Origin of the sequence: Rhizobium phaseoli, from assembly GCF_010668805.1 — a bacterium.
Taxonomy (GTDB): Bacteria; Pseudomonadota; Alphaproteobacteria; order Rhizobiales; family Rhizobiaceae; genus Rhizobium; species Rhizobium phaseoli_A.
Genome location: NZ_WUFT01000004.1, coordinates 203,034 through 226,625 on the forward strand (window position 1 = coordinate 203,034; position 23,592 = coordinate 226,625).

At 61.8% G+C, this 23,592-nt stretch carries 16 protein-coding genes; 11 read left to right on the top strand and 5 right to left on the bottom strand.

Annotation, left to right across the window (positions count from 1 at the left end):
- Positions 1-7: 7 nt before the first annotated feature.
- From GR197_RS08075 to GR197_RS08120, 10 genes are all read left to right on the top strand, one after another.
- Positions 8-2,428, top strand: coding sequence for a circularly permuted type 2 ATP-grasp protein (locus GR197_RS08075; protein ID WP_164008295.1), 2,421 nt, complete (start codon positions 8-10; stop codon positions 2,426-2,428).
- A 5-nt stretch (positions 2,429-2,433) separates the two neighbouring features.
- Complete coding sequence (locus tag GR197_RS08080) at positions 2,434-3,312, top strand: transglutaminase family protein (RefSeq protein WP_164008297.1); 879 nt, start codon at positions 2,434-2,436, stop codon at positions 3,310-3,312.
- 113 nt (positions 3,313-3,425) lie between these two features.
- Positions 3,426-4,661 carry a TadE/TadG family type IV pilus assembly protein gene (locus GR197_RS08085; protein WP_164008299.1) on the top strand — a complete coding sequence of 412 codons (1,236 nt, stop codon included), beginning with the start codon at positions 3,426-3,428 and terminating at the stop codon, positions 4,659-4,661.
- A gap of 273 nt (positions 4,662-4,934) precedes the next feature.
- The gene (locus tag GR197_RS08090; protein ID WP_164008301.1) at positions 4,935-7,397 is read left to right on the top strand and encodes a glycogen/starch/alpha-glucan phosphorylase; all 2,463 of its coding nucleotides are present in this window, start codon (positions 4,935-4,937) and stop codon (positions 7,395-7,397) included.
- On the top strand, positions 7,394-9,601 hold the full coding sequence (glgB, locus tag GR197_RS08095; RefSeq protein ID WP_164008303.1) for a 1,4-alpha-glucan branching protein GlgB: 2,208 nt from the start codon (positions 7,394-7,396) through the stop codon (positions 9,599-9,601). The genes GR197_RS08090 and glgB overlap by 4 nt, the downstream gene beginning before the upstream one ends.
- Before the next feature lie 18 nt (positions 9,602-9,619).
- Positions 9,620-10,882, top strand: a complete 1,263-nt coding sequence (glgC, locus tag GR197_RS08100) for a glucose-1-phosphate adenylyltransferase (RefSeq protein WP_164008305.1) — start codon at positions 9,620-9,622, stop codon at positions 10,880-10,882.
- A gap of 3 nt (positions 10,883-10,885) precedes the next feature.
- A complete protein-coding gene (gene glgA / locus GR197_RS08105) occupies positions 10,886-12,328 on the top strand; it encodes a glycogen synthase GlgA (protein WP_164008307.1) in 1,443 nt (480 codons plus the stop codon).
- Between the two features lie 6 nt (positions 12,329-12,334).
- Positions 12,335-13,966 carry an alpha-D-glucose phosphate-specific phosphoglucomutase gene (locus tag GR197_RS08110; RefSeq protein ID WP_164008309.1) on the top strand — a complete coding sequence of 544 codons (1,632 nt, stop codon included), beginning with the start codon at positions 12,335-12,337 and terminating at the stop codon, positions 13,964-13,966.
- A gap of 12 nt (positions 13,967-13,978) precedes the next feature.
- A complete protein-coding gene (gene glgX / locus GR197_RS08115) occupies positions 13,979-15,958 on the top strand; it encodes a glycogen debranching protein GlgX (protein WP_164008310.1) in 1,980 nt (659 codons plus the stop codon).
- 89 nt (positions 15,959-16,047) lie between these two features.
- A complete protein-coding gene (locus GR197_RS08120; protein ID WP_164008312.1) occupies positions 16,048-16,536 on the top strand; it encodes a MaoC family dehydratase in 489 nt (162 codons plus the stop codon).
- Positions 16,537-16,553: 17 nt separating this feature from the next.
- Here GR197_RS08120 and GR197_RS08125 read toward each other — a convergent pair whose 3' ends face one another.
- The 5 genes from GR197_RS08125 to GR197_RS08145 form a co-directional block, all read right to left on the bottom strand.
- Positions 16,554-16,952 carry a VOC family protein gene (locus GR197_RS08125; protein ID WP_164008314.1) on the bottom strand — a complete coding sequence of 133 codons (399 nt, stop codon included), beginning with the start codon at positions 16,950-16,952 and terminating at the stop codon, positions 16,554-16,556.
- Positions 16,953-16,998: 46 nt separating this feature from the next.
- Positions 16,999-17,547 carry a sarcosine oxidase subunit gamma gene (locus GR197_RS08130; RefSeq protein ID WP_164008316.1) on the bottom strand — a complete coding sequence of 183 codons (549 nt, stop codon included), beginning with the start codon at positions 17,545-17,547 and terminating at the stop codon, positions 16,999-17,001.
- Positions 17,540-20,533, bottom strand: a complete 2,994-nt coding sequence (locus tag GR197_RS08135) for a sarcosine oxidase subunit alpha (RefSeq protein WP_164008318.1) — start codon at positions 20,531-20,533, stop codon at positions 17,540-17,542. Before GR197_RS08135 ends, GR197_RS08130 begins: the two co-directional genes overlap by 8 nt.
- Entirely contained in the window at positions 20,530-20,871 is a 342-nt protein-coding gene (locus GR197_RS08140) for a sarcosine oxidase subunit delta (RefSeq protein WP_164008320.1), read from the bottom strand. Before GR197_RS08140 ends, GR197_RS08135 begins: the two co-directional genes overlap by 4 nt.
- Positions 20,872-20,977: 106 nt before the next feature.
- Positions 20,978-22,231: a sarcosine oxidase subunit beta family protein gene (locus GR197_RS08145; RefSeq protein WP_164008322.1), complete on the bottom strand. Its 1,254-nt coding sequence runs from the start codon at positions 22,229-22,231 to the stop codon at positions 20,978-20,980.
- Between the two features lie 301 nt (positions 22,232-22,532).
- On the opposite strand from GR197_RS08145, the gene GR197_RS08150 reads away from it, so the two are divergent.
- Positions 22,533-23,591: a FecR family protein gene (locus GR197_RS08150; RefSeq protein WP_164008324.1), complete on the top strand. Its 1,059-nt coding sequence runs from the start codon at positions 22,533-22,535 to the stop codon at positions 23,589-23,591.
- Position 23,592: the final 1 nt, after the last annotated feature.

Below are 23,592 nucleotides of genomic sequence, written 5' to 3' on the forward strand. Positions count from 1 at the left end.
GGTTTTGATGGGTAAGAGGCCGGCAGTAGAGCGCAGGGAAGAGGCAGAGAACCGCGCCAGCAGACGTGCGGCCTTCGACTATGCGCCGCTTCCTGGCACCGCCGACGAGATGGTCGACAACAAAGGTGTTGTCCGCCCGGTCTGGAAGAATTTCCTCTCGCATCTGAGCGCAATGCCGGAAAAGGATCTCGCCGAGCGTTTCGCCCGCGCCGACCGCTATCTCCGGGATGCCGGCGTCTTCTACCGTGCCTATGGCAGCAGCAAGGGCACCGGCGAACGCGCCTGGCCGATCTCGCATATTCCGGTGCTGATCGACGAGCGTGAATGGCAGACGCTGTCGGCCGGCCTCGTCCAGCGCGCCGACCTGCTGGAGGCGATCGTTGCCGATATTTATGGCGACAACCGGCTGGTGCAGGAAGGGGTACTGCCGCCGGCGCTGATGGCCGCCAATCCCGAATTCCAACGCCCGCTCGCCGGCATCCGGCCGGCATCCGGCCATTATCTGCATTTCTGCGCCTTCGAGATCGGCCGCGGACCCGATGGCAACTGGTGGGTGCTGGCCGATAGGACGCAGGCGCCATCGGGCGCCGGTTTCGCGCTGGAAAGCCGCGTCGCGACGACCCGGGCCTTCTCGGATATCTACGCTGAAACCCCCGTCCACCGCCTCGCCTCCTTCTTCGGCGCCTTCCGCGACGCGCTGCAGGGCATGAAACATTCGGGCGACGACCGCATCGCCGTGCTGACACCAGGCCCCGCCAACGAGACCTATTACGAGCACGCCTACATCGCCCGCTATCTCGGCTTCATGCTGCTCGAGGGCGAAGACCTCACCGTCGTCAAGGGCCGCGTCATGGTGCGCACCGTCGCTGGCCTGAAGCCGATCGGCGTGCTCTGGCGCCGTCTCGATTCGGCCTTTGCCGACCCGCTGGAGCTGAACCAGAATTCGCATATCGGCACGCCAGGCCTCGTCGAGGCGCTGCGCGCCGAGAGCGTCACCATCGTCAATGCGCTCGGCACCGGTGTTCTCGAGACCCGGGCGCTTCTGGCCTTCATGCCGACCATCTGTCACCGGCTGCTGGGGCAGGATCTGCAACTGCCTTCAATCGCCACCTGGTGGTGCGGCCAGGAGGAAGAGCGCGAGCACGTCGCAAAGAACATCGAGAAGATGGTGATCGGCCCGGCCTATTCCCGCGCCCCCTTCTTCGACGACAGCGGCGAATCCGTGCTCGGCTCGTCACTGCGTGCGGCCGCCAAGGATTCCATCACCGACTGGCTGCGTTCGGACGGACCGAAACTTGTGGGACAGGAGGTCGTCACGCTCTCGACGACGCCCGCCTGGGTGGACGGCAAGCTCGTGCCGCGGCCGATGTCGCTGCGCGTCTTTGCCGCCCGCACCGCAAATGGCTGGCAGATCATGCCCGGCGGTTTTGCGCGCATCGGCTCCGATGCCGATGTCGCGGCGATCGCCATGCAGTCGGGCGGAGCGGCCGCCGACGTCTGGATCGTCAGCGACAAGCCCGTCGAACGCCACACACTGCTGCCGGCCGAAGGCAGCTTCACCCGCAACATGCCGGGCAGCCTGCCAAGCCGCGCGGCCGACAATCTGTTCTGGCTCGGCCGCTATATCGAGCGCGCCGAAGGGGCGCTGCGCATCCTGCGCGCCTGGCATGCCCGTTATGCCGAAGCCGCCGATCCGAGTCAGCCGCTGCTCGCCGACGTCTCCGACTATCTCGCCGCCGTCGATATCGATACCGCCGCGGCCGTACCGGAGACGCTCCTGCGCCACATCGACAGCGCGGTTTATTCCGCGAGCAACATCCGCGACCGCTTCTCGCCGGATGGCTGGCTCGCACTCAACGATCTTGCCAAAACCGCCCGCCGCTTCCATGTCGCCGTCGCTGCCGGCGATGACGCCAGCCACGCGATGACGATCCTTCTGCGCAAGCTCGCGGGCTTCGCCGGCCTGGTGCACGAAAACATGTACCGCTTCATGGGCTGGCGTTTCCTCTCGCTCGGCCGCTATATCGAGCGCGGCCTGCACATGACGCGCCTGCTCGGCCACATGTCCGGCCCGGAAGCGCCCGACGGCGCGCTCGACATGCTGCTGGAGATCGGCGACAGCGTCATGACCCATCGCCGCCGCTACAACGTCAACACGGCAAGGCTGACCGTCACCGACCTTTTGGCGCTCGACCCCCTCAACCCGCGCTCGGTGCTCTTCCAGGTGAACGAGATCCACCACGAGGTCGAGCAACTGCCGAACGCCCTGATCAACGGCCAGATGTCGCCCTTCTACCGCGAGGCGATGCGGCTCCATTCCGGCCTGGCGGTGATGACACCGGAGGGCATGGGGGTCGAGGTCTATCAGCGGCTCGAACGCGAATTGGAGCAGCTTTCCGATCTGCTCGCCCAGACTTATCTCGGGTGACGTCAATGCTCTACGATCTTTCCCTTCGCATGGGTTACAGCTACGACGTGCCGGCCTCCGGCGCCCGCCACATCATGCGCCTGATGCCGCTGTCGCTGACCAACCGGCAACGTCTGGTCGCCGGCTCGATCACCATCTCGCCAACGCCGGACGAGCAGTCGCATTTCGTCGATTTCTTCGATCATCCCGCCACCTCCTTCATGCTGCGCGCACCGCACGAGACGCTCGACATTCGCATGCAGGCGCGTGTGCAAGTGGAAAGCCAGCCGATCGCCGCCGATTTCTCGCCATTGCTCGCCGACTTGCCGGAGGAAATATCAGGCATCTGGTCGTTGGCGCCGGATTCGCCGCACCACTTCCTCGGCGACAGCCCGCGCCTCACCCAAGCCCGCGAGATCAGCGATTATGCCCGAAGCTGCGCCATGCCTGATCTGACGGCGATGCAGATCGCCCATGCGCTCTGTGCCCGCATCAACGAGGATTTCACCTACGACCCAGAGGCGACGACGGTCGACACGACGCCGCTCGAAGCATTCAGGTTGAAGCGCGGCGTCTGTCAGGATTTCACCCATATCATGATCCTGGCGCTCAGGAGCCTCGGCATTCCGGCCGGCTACGTCTCCGGTTTCCTGCGCACCATCCCGCCGCCCGGCAAGGAAAGGCTGGAAGGGGCCGACGCCATGCACGCCTGGGTGCGGGTCTGGTGCGGCGAGACGATCGGTTGGATCGAGCTCGACCCGACCAACGACATCCCCGCCGGCACCGACCACATCGTCGTCGCCTACGGCCGGGACTATTCCGACGTCGTTCCCGTCATCGGCGTGTTGAAAAGCTATGGCGGCCAACGTGCCGTCCAGGCGGTCGATGTCATCCCGTTGAAATAATCCCAAAACTGGAAGAATCCGCCGATTCGTTAAAATTCTATTGACGCCGTAAGGACAACGGAAAGGAGGAGCGTGCCTAATGTCATCCACAGGGTCTATTTCGGGTGAACATGATGAGCACCTCTTTTTTGCATCCCTGCCTGCGTCGCATGTTGAGCGACCGTGGCGGGAATTTCGCTATGATGACGGCGATTTTGCTGCCGGTTCTTTTCGGCGCAGCCGGCATGGCGATCCAGGTGGGCGATATATTGCTCTCCAAACAGCAACTGCAGGAAGCCGCCGATTCCGCCGCGCTCGCAACCGCGACCGCCCTGGCGAACGGCACGATTCAAACTTCGCAGGCCGAGACCTTCGCGCGGAATTTCGTCGCCGGACAAATGGCGAATTACCTGCAGAGCGGCGCCGACATCAAGAGCGCGACAGGGGTCGATATCAAGACAACGACATCTGGCAAGTCGACATCCTACCAGGTTACGGTTTCACCGGGTTACGATCTCACGGTCAATCCACTGATGCAGGCGGTCGGCTTCAAGACGCAGCATCTTTCGACGTCAGGAACGACGGTCAGCGGACATTCGCAGAGCCAGGGCTCGATCTCCATGTTCCTCGCGCTCGACAAGTCGGGATCGATGGGAGATCCTACCGCAACCGTCAACGTGGATGATCCGACGGAATCTTTCACTTATGACTGCAACCCCCACCTCAACAAAAAGGGCACCAAAATAATCTACGACACCTGCACCGGCAGTCGCGCGCACTATTACAGCAAAATAGAGGCGCTGAAGATCGCCGCAGGCAATCTTTTCAGCCAGCTCAACAACGCCGATCCGAATGCGGAATATGTGCGCACCGGCGCTGTATCCTATGATCTCGTTGAGTATACGCCGAGTAAGCTCGCTTGGGGAATCACCGCTGTCACGAGCTACGTTAACGCACTTGAATCGGGAGGCGGCACGAATTCAAGCGGTGCAGTGAACACGGCTTATACGTCTCTGACCGCCAAGAACGCCGCAGGCAATGACGCGGAAGACGCCGCTCATAAACTCAAGACCGGGCAGGTGCCCAAGAAGTACATCGTCTTCATGACTGATGGTGATAACAATGACGATAGCCGCGGCGGCCGTTCGTACGATACGCTGACCAAGGCAACGTGCGACACGGCCAAATCCAAGGGCATCGAAATTTATACGATCGCCTTCATGGCGCCCGCGGGGGGGCAAACGCTGCTGCATTATTGCGCCTCAGATGACTCCCACTATTTCCAGGCGGAAAAAATGGAAGACCTGCTCGCCGCGTTCAAAGCGATCGGAGCGAAGGCCTCTGCTCAGATAACACGTCTGACGAACTGATAAAGGCCCGGGAAACGGAAAACGAAAAGCCGCGCCGGAACAAACCGGCGCGGCTTTTCGTTATCACTATCCCATCCATCTGATCGGGAAAAGCAATTGAAATCAATCCCCTCAAACCCCGTGAATATGAAGGTTTCGCAATTTTTTCGTTTGCCTAAATCCTTTGTTGCAAGTGCTTAGTAACGATGCATAAACTGTCGTCGGCACAAGCGACAAATTGATTGAATCAGGGATAACATCCTGAAACCAAATTAAAATTGGCGAGACCTGACAATGAACACCATTTCCAAGCCAGTTATCCCTTCCCCCGCCCCGCGCAGCTCGAAGCCGGAAATTCTCGCCGAAGAAATCATCGAACGCCTGACCTACCGCATCGGCAAGGATGCTAAGGTGGCAAAGCCGCATGACTGGCTGACGGCGACGATCCTGGTGGTGCGCGACCGGATCATCGACAGGTGGATGGCCTCCACCCGCGAAGTTTACGCGACCGGCGCCAAGCGCGTCTATTATCTTTCCCTGGAATTCCTGATCGGCCGCCTGATGCGCGACGCCGTCTCGAATCTCGGGCTGATGGAGGAGGTGCGCGATGCGCTTACCTCGCTCGGGGTCGACGTCAACGTCATCGCCGGCCTGGAACCGGATGCCGCACTGGGGAATGGCGGTCTCGGCCGTCTCGCCGCCTGTTTCATGGAGAGCATGGCGACGGTCGACGTCCCGGCTTACGGCTACGGCATCCGCTATGTGCACGGCCTCTTCCGCCAGCAGCTGGCCGACGGCTGGCAGGTGGAGCTGCCGGAAAACTGGCTCGCCCACGGCAATCCCTGGGAGTTCGAGCGCCGCGAAAGCGCCTATGAAATCGGCTTCGGCGGCGCCGTCGAATTCATCACAACCCATGACGACCAGCCGCGTTACGTCTGGAAACCGGCCGAACGCGTCATCGCCGCCGCCTTCGACACGCCGGCGGTCGGTTGGCGCGGCAAGCGCGTCAACACCCTGCGCCTCTGGTCGGCGCAGCCGATCGATCCGATCCTGCTCGATGCCTTCAATGCCGGCGACCACATTGGGGCGCTGCGCGAAAGCAACAAGGCCGAAAGCCTAACCCGGGTTCTTTATCCTGCCGACGCCACCCCGGCCGGCCAGGAACTGCGCCTGCGCCAGGAATTCTTCTTCTCGTCGGCCTCGCTGCAGGACATCCTGCGCCGTCATCTGCAGCAATATGACGATTTCACTTCGCTGCCAGACAAGGTGGCGATCCAGCTGAACGACACCCATCCCGCCGTCTCGGTCGCCGAACTCGTGCGCCTGCTCTGTGATGTACACGGGATGGATTTCGACCAGGCCTGGGAAATCACCCGCCGGACCTTCTCCTACACCAACCACACGCTTCTGCCGGAAGCGCTGGAAAGCTGGGCGGTGCCGCTGTTCGAGCGTCTGCTGCCGCGCCACATGCAGATCATCTATGCGATCAATGCCAAGATTTTGATTGACGCCCGCAAGGGCAAAAACTTCTCCGATGGGGAAATTCGCTCGATCTCGCTGATCGATGAAAGTGGCGACCGCCGCGTGCGCATGGGCAACCTTGCTTTCGTCGGCTCGCATTCGATCAACGGCGTCTCCGCCCTGCACACCGACCTGATGAAGGTCACGGTCTTTGCCGACCTGCACAAACTTTATCCCGACCGCATCAACAACAAGACCAACGGCATCACACCGCGCCGCTGGCTGCAGCAGTGCAATCCCGGTCTCACCGGCCTGATCCGCGAGGCGATCGGCGACGATTTCCTCGACGACGCCGAGAAGCTGCGCCCGCTTGAGGCGCATGCTTCGGATCCGAGCTTCCAGCAGAAGTTCGCAGCGGTAAAGCGGGCGAACAAGGTAGCGCTCTCCAATCTGGTCGCCAGCCGCATGGGCGTGAAGCTCGATCCGTCGGCAATGTTCGACATCCAGATCAAACGCATCCATGAATACAAGCGCCAGTTGCTGAACATTATCGAAGCCGTCGCGCTCTACGACCAGATTCGCTCGCATCCCGAGCTCGACTGGGTGCCGCGTGTCAAACTCTTCGCCGGCAAGGCGGCGCCGAGTTATTATAATGCCAAGCTGATCATCAAGCTGATCAACGACGTCGCCCGCACGATCAACAACGATCCGTCGGTGCGCGGCCTGTTGAAGGTCGTCTTCGTGCCGAACTACAATGTCTCGCTCGCCGAAGTCATGGTTCCGGCCGCCGACCTTTCCGAACAGATCTCGACCGCCGGTATGGAAGCATCCGGTACCGGCAACATGAAGTTCGGTCTCAATGGTGCGCTGACCATCGGCACGCTCGATGGCGCCAACGTTGAGATGCGCGACAATGTCGGTGAGAACAACATCGTCATCTTCGGCCTCAAGGCCGATGAGGTCTCGAAGGTGCGCAGTGATGGCCACAATCCCCGGGCCATCATCGAGGGCTCGCGCGAACTCGCCCAGGCGCTCGCCGCCATCGGTTCCGGTGTTTTCTCGCCCGATGACCGCAACCGTTACACGGCGCTGATCGACGGCATCTATTCGCACGACTGGTTCATGGTCGCTGCCGATTTCGACGCCTACGCCCAGGCTCAGCGCGAAGTCGATCAGATCTGGACCGACCAATCCGCCTGGTACACCAAAACGATCAACAACACGGCGCGGATGGGCTGGTTCTCTTCCGACCGTACGATCAGACAATATGCAGCCGAAATCTGGAGAGCCGGATGAAAACGCCGAAAACCGTCCCTGAAGTAAAGCTTTCCTGGGAAATTTCGGCAGATGAAATCGCGGCGATCCTGGCGGGCTCGCATTCCAATCCCTTTGCCGTATTGGGTGTGCACCAGGCAGGCGATGCCTTCGTTGCCCGGTGTTTCATCCCGGGTGCGGAGGAAGTGACCGCCATGACGCTTGACGGCGGCGTCATCGGCGAACTGAAACAGCTCCATGCCGACGGCGTCTTCGCCGGCCCGGTTTCCCTCACCAAGCTCCAGCCGGTGCGTTACCGCGCCAGGCGCGGCGATGCAGAATGGGCTGTCACCGATCCCTACAGCTTCGGTCCGGTGCTCGGGCCGATGGACGATTATTTTGCCCGCCAAGGCTCACACCTGCGCTTGTTCGACAAGATGGGCGCCCACCTCATCAAGCATGATGGCGCCCAGGGCATCCATTTCGCCGTCTGGGCTCCGAATGCGCAACGCGTCTCTGTCGTCGGTGATTTCAATAATTGGGATGGCCGCCGCCACGTCATGCGTTTCCGCTCCGATAGCGGCATCTGGGAAATCTTTGCCCCAGACGTACCGATCGGCGTTGCCTACAAATTCGAGATCCGCGGCCAGGACGGCGTGCTGCTGCCACTAAAGGCCGATCCCTTCGCCCGCCGCAGCGAGCTCCGACCGAAGACCGCCTCTATCACAGCCGCCGATCTGGAGCAGGATTGGGAAGACGAAGCTCATCTGAAGCACTGGCGCGAGACCGACAAGCGCCGCCAGCCGATCTCGATCTACGAGGTGCATGCCGCCTCCTGGCGGCGCCGGGACGACGGCACGATGCTTTCCTGGGACGAACTCGCCTCCAGCCTCATCCCCTATTGCGACGACATGGGCTTCACCCATATCGAATTCCTGCCGATCACCGAGCATCCCTACGACCCCTCCTGGGGTTACCAGACGACAGGCCTCTACGCGCCGACCGCTCGTTTCGGCGAGCCGGAAGGTTTCGCCCGTTTCGTCAACGGCTGCCACAAGGTCGGCATCGGCGTCATCCTCGACTGGGTGCCGGCGCATTTCCCGACCGACGAGCACGGCCTCGGCTGGTTCGACGGCACGGCACTCTATGAGCATGAAGATCCGCGCAAGGGCTTCCACCCGGACTGGAGCACGGCGATCTACAATTTCGGCCGCACCGAGGTCGTGTCCTATCTCGTCAACAACGCGCTCTATTGGGCCGAGAAATTCCATCTCGACGGTCTGCGCGTCGATGCCGTCGCCTCGATGCTCTATCTCGATTATTCGCGCAAGCACGGCGAATGGATACCGAACGAATATGGCGGCAACGAAAACCTCGAAGCGGTCCGTTTCCTGCAGGATCTCAACATCCGCATCTACGGCAATCATTCCAACGTCATGACCATCGCCGAGGAATCGACCTCCTGGCCGAAGGTCTCGCAGCCGGTCCATGAAGGCGGTCTTGGCTTCGGCTTCAAGTGGAATATGGGCTTCATGCACGACACGCTGAGCTACATGAGCCGCGACCCCATATACCGCGGACACCATCACAACGAACTCACCTTCGGCCTGCTTTACGCCTATTCCGAGAACTTCGTTCTGCCGCTCTCGCATGACGAGGTTGTCCATGGCAAAGGCTCGCTGATTGCCAAGATGCCGGGCGATGACTGGCAGAAATTCGCCAATCTGCGCGCCTACTACGCCTATATGTGGGGCTATCCCGGCAAGAAGCTGCTGTTCATGGGCCAGGAATTCGCTCAGTGGAGCGAGTGGAGCGAGGAGAAGTCGCTCGATTGGAACCTGCTTCAGTATCGCATGCATGAGGGCATGCGGCGCCTGGTGCGCGATCTCAATTTCACCTATCGCAGCAAGCCGGCGTTGCATGAGCGTGACTGCGAGGGCGAAGGTTTTGAATGGCTCGTCGCCGACGACCACCAGAATTCCGTCTTTGCCTGGCTGCGCAAGTCGCCGGGCCAGAAGCCGGTCGCCGTCATCACCAATTTCACCCCCGTCTACCGCGAGAACTACACGATCCGCCTGCCGTCTGCAGGCCGCTGGCGGGAAATCCTGAATACCGATGCCGACATCTACGGCGGCAGCGGCAAGGGCAATGGCGGGCGCGTGCAGGCCGTCGATGCCGGCGGCGACATCACCTGCTCGATTACCTTGCCGCCCTTGGCGACAATCATGCTTGAACCTGAAAATTAGTACTGGTGGGAGGAGAAAATGGTAGAAAAGCGCGTTCAGCCACTTGCCCGCGATGCAATGGCTTATGTTCTGGCCGGCGGCAGGGGGAGCCGTCTCAAGGAACTCACCGACCGTCGTGCCAAGCCGGCCGTCTATTTCGGCGGTAAGGCCCGCATCATCGATTTCGCCCTGTCGAATGCCCTGAATTCCGGCATCCGCCGCATCGGGGTTGCCACGCAATACAAGGCGCATTCGCTGATCCGCCACATGCAGCGTGGCTGGAACTTCTTCCGCCCTGAGCGCAACGAGAGCTTCGACATCCTACCGGCCAGCCAGCGCGTTTCGGAAACGCAGTGGTACGAAGGCACAGCCGACGCCGTCTATCAGAACATCGACATCATCGAGGATTATGGTGTTGAATACATGGTCATTCTCGCCGGCGACCACGTCTACAAGATGGACTATGAATGGATGCTGCAGCAGCACGTCGATTCCGGCGCCGACGTCACCATCGGCTGCCTGGAAGTGCCGCGCATGGAGGCGGTGGGCTTCGGCGTCATGCATGTCAACGACAAGGACGAGATCATCGCCTTCGTCGAGAAGCCGGCCGATCCGCCGCCCATTCCCGACAAGCCGGATTTCGCCCTCGCCTCGATGGGCATCTATGTCTTCCACACCAAGTTCCTGCTCGATGCGCTGCGCCGCGATGCCGCCGACCCGAACTCCAGCCGCGACTTCGGCAAGGACATCATCCCCTACATCGTCAAGAACGGTAAGGCGGTCGCCCACCGTTTCGCCAAGTCCTGCGTCCGCTCCGATTTCGAGCACGAGCCCTATTGGCGCGATGTCGGCACGATTGACGCCTATTGGCAGGCCAATATCGACCTGACGGCGATCGTTCCGGAGCTCGACATCTACGACAAGTCCTGGCCGATCTGGACCTATGCCGAAATCACCCCGCCGGCGAAATTCGTCCATGACGACGAGGATCGCCGCGGCTCGGCCACCTCCTCCGTTGTCTCAGGCGACTGCATCATCTCCGGCGCCAGCCTCAACAACAGCCTGCTCTTTACCGGTGTCAGGGCCAATTCCTTCTCCAAATTGGAAGGAGCGGTCATCCTGCCGAACGTGAAGATCGGGCGGCGGGCGCAGCTCAAGGATGTGGTGATCGACCATGGTGTCGTCATTCCGGAAGGCTTGGTCGTCGGTGAAGATCCCAAACTCGATGCCAAACGTTTCCGGCGGACGGAAAGCGGCATCTGCCTGATCACCCAACCGATGATCGACAAGCTGGATATCTGACTTATGAAAGTTCTTTCGGTTTCATCCGAAGTCTTCCCTTTGATCAAGACAGGGGGCCTGGCCGATGTGTCAGGCGCCCTGCCGATTGCTCTCCAAGCCTTCGAAGTCGAGACCAAGACCCTTCTGCCCGGCTATCCCGCCGTCTTGAAGGTCATTCGCGACCCGGTCGTCAGGCTCGAACTCCCCGACCTGCTCGGTGAGCCGGCGACCGTACTTGAGGTCCAGCACGAGGGCCTCGATCTGCTCATCCTCGATGCGCCTGCCTATTACGACAGGCCGGGCGGCCCCTATGTCGATCCGCTCGGCAAGGACTATCCCGACAACTGGCGGCGTTTCGCCGCCCTGTCGCTCGCCGCCTCCGAGATCGCCGCCGGCCTGCTGCCCGGCTGGCGGCCGGATCTGGTCCACACCCACGACTGGCAGGCGGCGCTAACCTCGGTCTACATGCGCTATTATCCGACGCCGGAATTGCCGAGCGTGCTGACCATCCACAACATCGCCTTCCAGGGCCAGTTCGGCTCCGAGATCTTTCCCGGCCTGCGCCTTCCCGCCCATGCTTTCGCCACCGACAGCATCGAATATTACGGCACTGTCGGCTTCCTCAAGGGCGGCCTGCAGACCGCCCATGCGATCACGACGGTCAGCCCGACCTATGCCGACGAGATTTTGACGCCGGAATTCGGCATGGGGCTCGAGGGCGTCATTGCCAGCCACATCGACAATCTGCACGGCATCGTCAACGGCATCGACACCGACGTCTGGAACCCGGCGACCGATCCCGTCGTCCACACCCATTATGGCGCAACGACGCTGAAGAACCGCGAGGAGAACCGTCGCTCCATTGCCGAATTCTTCCATCTCGACAATGACAACGCTCCGATCTTCTGCGTCATCAGCCGCCTCACCTGGCAGAAGGGCATGGATATCGTCGCCAACGTCGCCGACGAGATTGTTGCCATGGGCGGCAAGCTCGTCGTGCTCGGCTCCGGCGAAGCGGCACTTGAAGGCGCCTTGCTGGCCGCCGCCGCCCGCCATCCTGGCCGCATCGGCGTCTCGATCGGCTACAACGAGCCGATGTCGCATCTGATGCAAGCCGGCTGCGACGCGATCATCATCCCTTCGCGCTTCGAACCCTGCGGCCTGACCCAGCTTTACGGCCTGCGTTATGGCTGCGTGCCGATTGTCGCCCGCACCGGCGGACTGAACGACACGGTGATCGACGCCAATCACGCCGCACTTGCGGCGAAAGTGGCAACGGGCATACAATTCTCACCCGTGACGGAAACGGGCATGCTACAGGCAATCCGCCGTGCGATGCATTTTTATGCGGACCGAAAACTCTGGACCCAATTGCAAAAGCAAGGCATGAAATCGGATGTCTCTTGGGAGAAGAGCGCCGAACGCTACGCTGCCCTCTATTCAAGCCTCGTCTCGAAAGGCATGTGAACTAAAATGAACAAGTCCGTACCCACCACACCCTATCTGGACCAGAAACCCGGCACGTCGGGCCTGCGCAAGAAGGTTCCGGTGTTCCAGCAGCCGAACTATGCGGAGAACTTCATCCAGTCGATCTTCGCTTCGCTGGAAGGCTTTCAGGGCAAGTGCCTCGTCATCGGCGGCGACGGACGCTACTACAATCGCGAAGCCATCCAGAAGGCGATCAAGATGGCCGCCGCCAACGGCTTCGGTAAGGTCATGGTCGGTAAAGGCGGCATTCTGTCGACGCCGGCCGCCTCCCATATCATCCGCAAATACAAGGCTTTCGGCGGCATCATTCTCTCCGCCAGCCACAATCCCGGCGGTCCGACCGAAGATTTCGGCATCAAATACAACATCAACAACGGCGGCCCCGCCCCGGAAAAGATCACCGACGCGATCTATGCGCGCTCCAAGACGATCGACAGCTACAAGATCGCCGATTTCGCCGACGTCAATCTCGACCGCATCGGCAAGGACGAGCTTCCCGGCGGCATGATCCTCTCGGTCATCGACCCGGTCGAAGACTATGCCGCGCTGATGGAAGAGTTGTTTGATTTCGGCGCCATCCGCAATCTGATCAGCCTCGGCTTCCGCATTGCCTTCGACGGGATGAGCGCCGTTACCGGTCCCTATGCCAAGGAAATCTTCGAAAATCGTCTTGGCGCTCCCTTGGGATCGGTGCGCAACTTCATGCCGCTGCCGGATTTCGGCGGCCATCACCCGGACCCCAACCCGGTTCACTGCAAAGAACTCTTCGATGAGATGATGGGCGATGACGCGCCCGATTTCGGCGCCGCCTCCGATGGCGACGGCGACCGCAATCTGATTATCGGCCGCGGCATTTTCGTCACGCCCTCCGACAGCCTGGCGATTCTGGCCGCCAACGCCAATCTCGCTCCCGGCTATTCCGGCGGCCTTGCCGGCATCGCCCGCTCGATGCCGACATCGGGCGCGGCCGATCGTGTCGCTGAAAAGCGCGGCATCGGCATGTACGAAACGCCGACCGGATGGAAGTTCTTCGGCAACCTGCTCGACGCCGGCATGGCGACGATCTGCGGTGAGGAAAGCTCCGGCACCGGCTCCAATCACGTCCGTGAAAAGGACGGCCTCTGGGCCGTGCTGCTGTGGCTGAACATCCTAGCCGTACGCGGCGAAAGCGTCGCCGATATCGTCACCCAGCACTGGCAGACCTACGGCCGCAACTATTATTCCCGCCATGACTACGAAGGGCTCGACACCGATGCGGCAAACGGCCTGGTGGACAACCTCCGCAGCCAGCTTTCCACCCTGCCCGGCAAGAGCTTCGGCAGCCTGAAGGTCGAAAAGGCCGACGACTTCGCCTATCATGACCCGATCGACAAATCGGTGAGCGAGCATCAGGGTGTCCGCGTGCTCTTCGAAGGCGGCTCCCGCGTCGTCTTCCGCCTGTCCGGCACCGGCACGTCTGGCGCAACCTTGCGTGTCTATATCGAGCGTTACGAGCCGGATTCGACTCGCCACAACATCGAAACGCAGGAAGCGCTCGCCGATCTGATTGCGGCCGCCGAAAGCATTGCCAGCATTCGTGAACGCACGGGACGCGATGCGCCAACCGTGATCACCTGATCCGGGGGGAACATGCGGGGGAACAGTTCGGCGCAAAGCGGCGCGATCGTCTTTGAGACCGGCGTCGAATTTGGCGTGTGGGCGCATCATGCCGCACAGATCGAACTCTGCCTCTTCGAGGATGACGGCAACAGGGAATTCGCGCGCCTGCCGATGGCGCGCGACAGCAACTACACCCACCGTCTGTTTGTCGACGGGCTGAAGGTGGGGGCTCGCTACGGCTATCGTGCCGACGGTATCTACGCCCCTGACAACGGCCTCTGGTACGATCCTTCCAAACTGCTGATCGATCCCTACGCCAAGGAAATCGATAGGCCATTCCGCTACGATCCCCGCCTCGGCATCTATGGCGAGGATAGCCAGGATCTGATGCCGAAGGCGATCGTCACCACCGATACGCGGGCCGAAATCCGCAAGCCGTTCTTCAAACCGGGCGGCTTTATTTATGAAGTGGCGGTGCGGCCCTTCACCATTCTCCATCCCGACGTACCGGAGGCCGAGCGCGGCACGGTCGCTGCCCTTGCCCATCCCTCTGTCATCGCCCATCTGAAGCGGATCGGTGTCGATGCCGTCGAGCTGATGCCGATCGCCGCCTGGATCGACGAACGCCACCTGCCGCCGCTCGGCCTCACCAATGGCTGGGGCTACAATCCCGTCGCCTTCATGGCGCTCGATCCGCGGCTCGCCCCCGGCGGCATGGCCGAGCTGCGCCAGACGGTCGCGGCCCTCCATGCCGAAGGCATCGCCGTCATCCTGGATCTCGTCTTCAACCATACCGGCGAGAGCGACCGTTATGGCGCGACGCTGTCGCTGCGCGGTCTCGACAACCTGCATTATTATCGCCATGCGCAGAACCGGCCGGGCGAGCTCGTCAACGACACCGGCACCGGCAACACGCTCGCCTGCGACCATCCCGAGGTCCGGCGTCTCATCATCGATAGCCTGCGCCATTTCGTGTTGAACGCCGGCGTCGACGGCTTTCGCTTCGATCTTGCCCCGGTTCTGGGCCGCACCGCGACGGGCTTCGAGCGCGACGGCGGAACGCTTGCCGCGATCCTCGCCGACAATGTGCTTGCCGACCGAATCATGATTGCCGAACCCTGGGATATCGGCCCGGGCGGTTATCAGCTCGGCAATTTCCCGCCGCCCTTCCTCGAATGGAACGATCGTGTTCGTGACGATCTGCGCTGCTACTGGCGCGGCGACGATTGGAAGACCGGCGCGCTCGCGACCGCACTCGCCGGCTCCTCCGACATCTTCTCCCGCAACGACGGCAGGCAGACGCGCAGCGTCAACTTCCTCGCCGCCCATGACGGGTTCACGCTGACAGATCTCGTCTCCTATGCCGGAAAGCACAATGACGCCAATGGCGAACACAATCGGGATGGCCACAACGAGAACCACTCCTGGAATGGCGGCGTCGAGGGAGAAACCGTCTATCCGACGATCCGCAAGCGTCGCCGGGACGATGTGATGGCGCTGATATCGACGCTCTTTGCCACCCGCGGCAGCATCATGCTGACGGCGGGCGACGAGGGCGGACGCAGCCAGCATGGCAACAACAACGCCTATTGCCAGGACAACGAGATCACCTGGCTGGATTGGAAGGCGCTGGACGAAGGTCTGGTTGCCCATACCGCCTTCGTCGCAGGCCTGCGTCGCCGCTTCACCGCCTTCTCCGAGATGGGATTGCTGTCAGGAAACGGCGATGTCGAATGGATTTCGCTGTCCGGCGAGCCGATGAGCGTTGCCGAATGGGAGACGCCGTCGCTTTCCACCCTCGGCATGCTGCTTTCCACCGGCGACCGCTCTGCGCGCGGCAGGCAGACTCGGCTTGCGGTGCTTTTCAACCGCTCGGGCGACCGCCAATATTTCACGCTCCCGTCCGGGGCCGAACCGGGCTGGCTTCAATTGACACCGGATGGCGTCAAGAAAACCGGAGCCCGCGTCACCGTCGAGCCACGCTCCGTCGCCTTTTTCGTAGAAAATTGACCGCCTCCGCTTGCTTGCGCAAATCCTTGTCGCAATCGTCACAAATGCACGATAAGGCTTGGGCCGGCGGCTTGTTTCACGAGGAATTCATGGTCACGGAAATCTCACTCTCCGACGTGCGGGGATTGATCGGCATGGAAACGGGCCTTTCGGATTGGATCACCGTCGATCAGACGATGATCGACGCCTTTGCAGGGGCAACCGACGACCATCAGTTCATTCATGTCGATCCCGAGCGCGCCGCGGCCGAGAGCCCTTTCGGCGGTACCATCGCCCACGGTTTCCTGACTCTGTCTCTGCTGTCGACGATGAACTACAACTGCTTGCCGAAAGTGCGTGAGCAGACCATGGGCATCAATTACGGCTTCGATCGCGTCCGCTTCATGACGCCGGTGAAAAGCGGCGCCCGCGTCCGCGGCCGCTTCCTGCTCTCCGACGCCCGCTTCCGCGGCGCCGGCATGCTGATGACCACCTATGACGTTTCCATCGAGATCGAAAACGAGAAGAAGCCGGCGCTAACGGCAAAATGGATCACCATCATCCAGTTCGACCCGAAGGACCGTCCCGAGGACGTGTAGGCAGAACGGCGCTTTTGTTAGATAGCTGAATTGAAGACGGCTTCGAGTGCGTGTCCGTCCGGATCCACCACGAACGCCGCATAATAATGTTCGCCGTAGTCGGGGCGTAAGCCTGGACCACCATTGTCACCGCCGCCATGGGCGATTGCCGCGGCATGAAATCGATCGACCCCCTGGCGGCTCGGAGCGGCGAAAGCCAGATGAAAACCCGGGCCGGCCGGGCGCTGGCCATCCGGTCGATGTTTGATCGCCAGCTTGTCCCCACCACCGGGAAGGCCGTAGCCGACCGCCTGTCCTGTCTGCCCCAGCCGGATGTCGTCCCAGACCCTGACATAACCCAGCGCGGCAAGGGCGGCATCGTAAAATGCCGCCGATCGTTCGATATCGGAAACGCCGAGGGAGGCATGGTGCAGCATTCATCTATCCCTCGAATGAGACTTACGCAGCCGGATTGGCCCGGCCTTAATGTCCCGCATCTTCTGCCGCTTCCGCCAGCAGCCCGAAGACGTAATCGGAAAACGACCGCCAGCACTCCACCCGGAACGTGTCTTTATCTGTGCGCAGAAGTACGATTTCCGCCTTGCCGAGGATCGTGCGCGACGCGGCTCCGACCGGAAACGAAGACAAGGACAAATCCTGCGGGCAGCCGGCGGCAAGCGTCTTTTCCGCACCCGGTCCCGAGACAATGATCGCCAGATTGCGGTGAGAAACGTCGGTCGCTGAATGCACGGCGCCCACGACCGAAAGCACCGCCATCAGATCGGCGCCGTTCTCGTCGATCAGCAGCCATTCGTCCGGTCCGATCCAGAGCACCGACCGGGCACCGGCCCGGCCCGATGTTTTCGGATCGGTCGGCACGGACAGACCGAGCGCGGAGGAAAGTGCTGCAAGCGATTCCGCCGGCGCGCGCAGCGCCACACGGCTCGCTGCCGGCGCCGTCGTCAGCCGTACTGTTGCGGAGCCGCCGAGACGGCCGGCAAGCGCCGGCCTGCGAATTGCGACATCAGCCATGGATGCGGCCTCCTTCCTTGTCAAAGAACACCATATCCGTCACTTCGACGGCGATCGTTCGGTCCTCCATCGGCACATAGAGCGTCTCGCCCATCCGCGCCCGGCCGGCGGCGACGAGCGCGAAGGCGATCGACCGGCCGCAATTTTCCGACCAGTAAGCCGATGTGACGTGACCAAGCATCGTCATCGGCTTCGGCTCGTTCGGGCTCGCGACAATCTGTGCGCCTTCTTCGAGCACCAGCTTCGGGTCTTTGGTGATAAGGCCGACGAGCTGCTTGCGCCCATCCTTGACGAGATCCGGCCGCTTCAGCCCGCGAATGCCGACGAAATCCGTCTTTTTCTTCGAGACCGCCCAGGAAAGTCCGGCGTCATCGGGAGTCACGGTCCCATCGGTATCCTGCCCGACGATGATGTACCCCTTCTCGGCGCGAAGTACGTGCATCGTCTCGGTGCCGTAGACGCAGGCGCCGAGCGGCTCGGCATTGGCCCAGACCGCTTCGAGCACCGACTGGCCGTAATCGGCCGGCACGTTGATTTCGAAACCGGTTTCACCGGTGAAGGAGACGCGGAAGAGCCGCGCCGGCACTCCGCAGACCGTGCACTCGGCAACGCTCATATGCGGGAAGGCTTCGTTCGAAAGATCGAGCCCTTCGACCAGCGGCGCGACGATCTCGCGCGCCTTCGGCCCCTGCACGGCGATGACAGCCCATTGCTCGGTCACCGAGGTCAGCCACACCTTCAGATCCGGGAATTCCGTCTGCAGATAATCTTCCATGTGATGGAGAACGCGCGGCGCACCGCCGGTCGTCGTCGTTACATGAAAACGGTCGTCGGCCAGCCGTCCGACAACGCCATCGTCATAAACGAAGCCGTCCTCGCGGGTCATGATGCCGTAGCGGGCCTTGCCGGGCTTCAGCGTATCCCAGGCATTGGTGTAGATGAGGTTCAGGAACTTTGCCGCATCAGGCCCAACCACCTCGATCTTGCCGAGCGTCGAGGCGTCGAAGACGCCTGCCGCCTCGCGTGCCGTGCGGCATTCGCGGTTGACCGCCTGATGCATGGTCTCGCCCGCCCGCGGATAGAACCAGGCACGCTTCCAGTTGCCGACATCCTCGAAGACCGCGCCATGGGCTTCCTCCCAACCGTGCAGCGGCGTCTTGCGCGTCGGATCGAACAGGGGGCCGCGCGAATGGCCGATCAGCGTGCCGTAGGTGACCGGCGTATAGGGCGCACGGAAAGTGGTGAGACCGACCTGCGGGATTTCCTTGCCGAGCATTTCGGCGGCAATCGCCAGGCCATGCATGTTGGAAAGCTTGCCCTGGTCCGAAGCCATGCCATTGGTCGTGAAGCGCTTGATGTGCTCGATCGAATGCATGCCTTCGCGCACGGCAAGGCGGATATCCTTGGCGCAGACGTCGTGCTGGAAATCGATAAAGGCCTTGGCGTTGGTCTTCGGCCCGGCGCCTTCGGCAGCACCGATCATGCCGCCCGTCCAGTCATAGGCCTGCTCGGCCGAAATTGCGATCTTCTCGCCGCTGCTTCCGCCGGTCGCCTGCGCCATCAGTTCGCCAGCGGCAAGCGATTCCTCGATCGTCCGCTGCAGATCGTCGGTGCCGTTGCAGGCGCCGACCGAGAGGCAGTCCTGCGCATAGGAGCCGGGCAGGAAACGCTGGCTTTCGGCGTCAAAGGCCACTTTGCCGCGCGACTGCGAGAACAGATGCACGGACGGCGTCCAGCCGGCCGAAACCAGCAGCGCATCGACGGCGATCTTGCGCGGCGAACCGCCGCCGTTGCGCGCCACCGTCATCGAAGAGATGCGCAACCGCCCCGACGTATTGACGACCGACTGGCCGGCCAGAACATCGATGCCGAGCGCACGCGCCTCTTCCAGCACCGCCGCTCCCGGCGCCTGCCTGCTATCGACGATAGCGGCGATCGACACACCGGATCGTTTCAGATCGAAGGCCGCCTCATAGGCCGAATCATGCGCCGTGTAGATGCCGACCTTGGCCCCGACGGCGACGCCGTAGTGATTGAGATACATCCGCCCGGCCGAGGCCAGCATGATGCCCGGCCGGTCGTTGTTCGGAAATACCATGTGCCGCTCAATCGCGCCGGTGGCCAGAATCACCCGCTTGGCCCGGACCTGCCATAGCCGCTCGCGCGGCAGATCGCGGGAAGGCTTGGCGACATGATCGGTGACGCGCTCGGCAAGACCGATGAAATTGTGGTTGTAATAGCCGAAGGCGGTCGTACGGACCAGCACCTCGACATTGTCCATCGCCTTCAGGCGAGCCACGGCCTTCTGCGCCCAGCTGTTACCGTCCTGTCCGTCGATCGTCACGCCAATATCGTAACGCAACGCCCCGCCCGCTTCCGCCTGCTCATCGCACAGGATCACCCTGGCGCCGCTGTCGGCCGCGGCCAGCGCCGCTGAAAGCCCGGCAAGGCCGGCGCCAACCACCAGCACGTCGCAATGGGCATATCGGCTGGCATAATGGTCGGGATCCTCCTCCGTCGGCGCGACGCCGAGGCCGGCGGCACGACGGATGATCGGTTCATAGACGTGTTTCCAGGCGGCACGCGGCCACATGAAGGTCTTGTAGTAGAAACCGGCGGCAAAGAACGGCGACATCAGGTTGTTGACCGCGCCGACATCGAAGGCTAGCGACGGCCAACGGTTCTGCGAGTTGACGATCATGCCGTCGAACACTTCCTGCACGGTGGCGCGCACGTTCGGCTGCTTGCGCGCCTTGTCGCGGGCGACGTCGATCAGCGAATTCGGCTCCTCGGCCCCCGCCGACAGAATGCCGCGGGCCCGGTGATATTTGAACGAACGTCCGACAAGATGCACACCGTTGGCGATCAGCGCCGAGGCGACGGTATCGCCTTCGAGCGCCGTATAGGTCTTGCCGTCGAAGCTGAAGCGCGCTGTTTTGGCCGGTGTCAGGCGGCCCTTGCCGACGATACGGTTCACGCCGCTCATTGCGCCTCTCCTTCCACGGCTTCATATGTCTCGACAGGCGCATGTTTTGCAGCCGCCGCACCGATCTCAGGCTTCGGTTCACCCGCCTTGTAAGTCACGATGAACTTGTCGCTCACCGTGTCGCGCGCCGCGTTGAAAAACCGCCCGCAGCCATGGATGTGCCGCCAGCGTTCGAAGATGAGCCCCTTCGGATTATCGCGCAGAAAGAAATAGGCCTCGAATTCCTCGTCCGAGATCGAGGCGATATCGGCGGGCCGCACGATATGCGCGTCACCGGCACCGCGGAATTCAAGCTCGGAGCGCTCTTCCTGACAGTAAGGGCAATGGATCAGCAGCATGTGTGATTTCCTTCTCCTCCCCTTCTCCCCAGCGGAGAGAAGGTGCCTGAAAGGCGGATGAGGGGGTGAGCGACGAAAGGAACGAACGTCAAAATAGCAGTCAACATCAGTGTGCCACCGCCGCCGCCGCCGCCTCGTCGATCAGCCGGCCACTGCGGAAACGCTCCAGCGTCAGCCCGGCATTGAATTTGTGCGGCTCGTCGCGGGCAATCAGATGCGCGAAGAGATTGGCCGAGCCCGGCGTCGCCTTGAAGCCGCCGGTGCCCCAGCCGCAATTGACGTAGAGCCCGGGAACCGGCGTCTTCGACTGGATCGCCGAACGATCCGGCGTATTGTCGACGATGCCGCCCCATTGCCGCATCATCTTGACGCGGCGGAACATCGGGAAGAGTTCACAGATGGCGTCGAGCGTGTGGGTGATGATCTGCAAGCCGCCGGTCTGCGAATAGGAATTATACTGGTCGGTGCCGGCGCCGATGACGAGCTCTCCCTTATCGGACTGGGAGATATAGGCATGCACCGTGTTCGACATGACGACGCACGGAAAGATCGGCTTCAACGGCTCGGAGACCAGCGCCTGCAGCGGGCTCGATTGCAGCGGCACGCGCACATCGGCCATCTTCATGATCGTCGTCGTATGGCCGGCCGCCGAAACGGCGACTTTCTTGGCGCCGATGAAGCCGCGCGAGGTCTCGACCCCGGTCACGCGTCCATCGGGGCCGCGCCGGATGCCGGTCACTTCGCAATTCTGGATGATATGCACCCCGCGGTCCGAGGCTGCGCGCGCATAACCCCAGGCGACCGCGTCGTGCCGCGCCGTGCCGCCGCGCCGCTGCAGGGCTGCGCCATTGATCGGATAACGCGCGCTGGCCGAAATATCGAGCGGCGGGCAATAGGCCTTCGCCTGCTCCGGTGTCAGCCATTCATTGTCGATACCGTAGAGCCGGTTGGCATGGATATGCCGCTTGAACGACTGCTGGTCGTGAATATTGTGCGAGAGCATCATCACGCCACGCGGGGAATACATCACATTGTAGTTGAGCTCCTGGGAAAGCCCTTCCCAGAGCTTCATCGAATGCTCGTAGATGTGCATGCTCTCTTCGTAGAGATAATTCGAGCGGATAATGGTGGTGTTGCGCCCGGTATTGCCGCCGCCGAGCCAGCCTTTCTCTATCACCGCCACATTGGTGATGCCGTGCTCCTTGGCGAGATAGTAGGCAGCACCCAGTCCGTGGCCGCCAGCGCCGATGATGACGACGTCATATTCAGCGCGCGGCTCAGGCGAAGTCCACTGCTTCTCCCAGCCCTTGTGGCCACGAAGGGCCTCCCTCGCCACGGCAAAAACCGAATATTTCCGCATCCGACTTGTTCTCCTTCGGGAAAGGGCTGTTCTCCGCGCCATACAAATCGCAAATCCAAATGCGGCACAACGGTTGTTTTGCGACGCGTAAGAGCTTTGCTTTTGACACTAAGCGACATGATGTCGAAAATCCGCGCGGTTTTCGCACGACATAGTGTGCCGTTTCCGAAGGCCGTTCGGCAGGAAGAGGCAAACCCGACCTTTCGCCGAGAACCGCTGGCCCGGTCCTAACCCAAGTGGGCGAGAAGACAAGCAGTTACTAAAATGTTAATTCACCCTGTATTCCCGGGGTTCCTGTATCATGTGGGGTCGGCGTTCATTACTCCAGGCGTTTTGCATTGTGGTTGCCGTCGCGCAACCGGCACTCGCCGCCGAGCCGGTCGGCCAGGCTGTCGTCATCAAGACGGAGGTAACCGGAGAGAGCGGCCCGATCGAAGTCGACACCAGCGTCCATCGCAACGAACGCATCAAGACATCCCCATCGGGGCTTGGTCAGTTCCTGTTCCGGGACGGCACGAAGCTCGCAGTCGGCTGGGGTTCGTCGGTCGTGATCGACAAATATGTCTTCGATGATTCCCAATCGGTCAAGAAACTGACCATCAGAGCGGCAAAGGGCACGTTCCGATGGGTGAGCGGCAATTCCAATTCCTCGGCCTATCAGATCCTGACGCCCGCCGGCACGATCGGCGTGCGCGGCACCGCTTTTGATTTCTACGTCGGCCCTGATGGCACGACCGCCATCGTCCTGTTGAATGGCGCGGCCCGGTTTTGCGGCCCCGGCGGCTGCCGGCAATTGCAGCAGCGCTGCGATTGCCTGGTGGCCAAGCCGAACGGCAATATGTCGGCGGCAGGCCGGGTCGACCCCAGCATTCTCGAAACGCTCGGAAATGCCCGCGCGCTCCCCTTCCTCTCCGGCAATCAGCGGCTTTCAGGCGGCATCGGCATGCTCGGCGGCTGCAATATGGCGTCAGCCGCACCGGAGAGAAAAGACAGAAAACCGCCTCCGCCGGCGATTGCACCCGTTCCGCGAAAACAGGACCCGCCGCAAAGGCAGGCCGAGCCGCAGAAGGAACAGCCGAATAAGCCGGACAAGCCGCGTCACGACAAGCCCGATCACGGCAGGCCAGACCAGGGCAAGCCAGATCACGACAGGCCAGATCACGATAGGCCGCATCATGACAGGCCTGATCGCCCCGATAAGCCCGACGGGCATGATAATCACGACCGGCCCACAAACCACGACCAGCATCATGGGAATGACCAGGATCACCAGGAACACAACCGCGGCTACGATGGCGATCGCGATCACGACAGAGATCGACACCACGACAGAGGCCGGGGTTTCAATCACAACCGCTGAC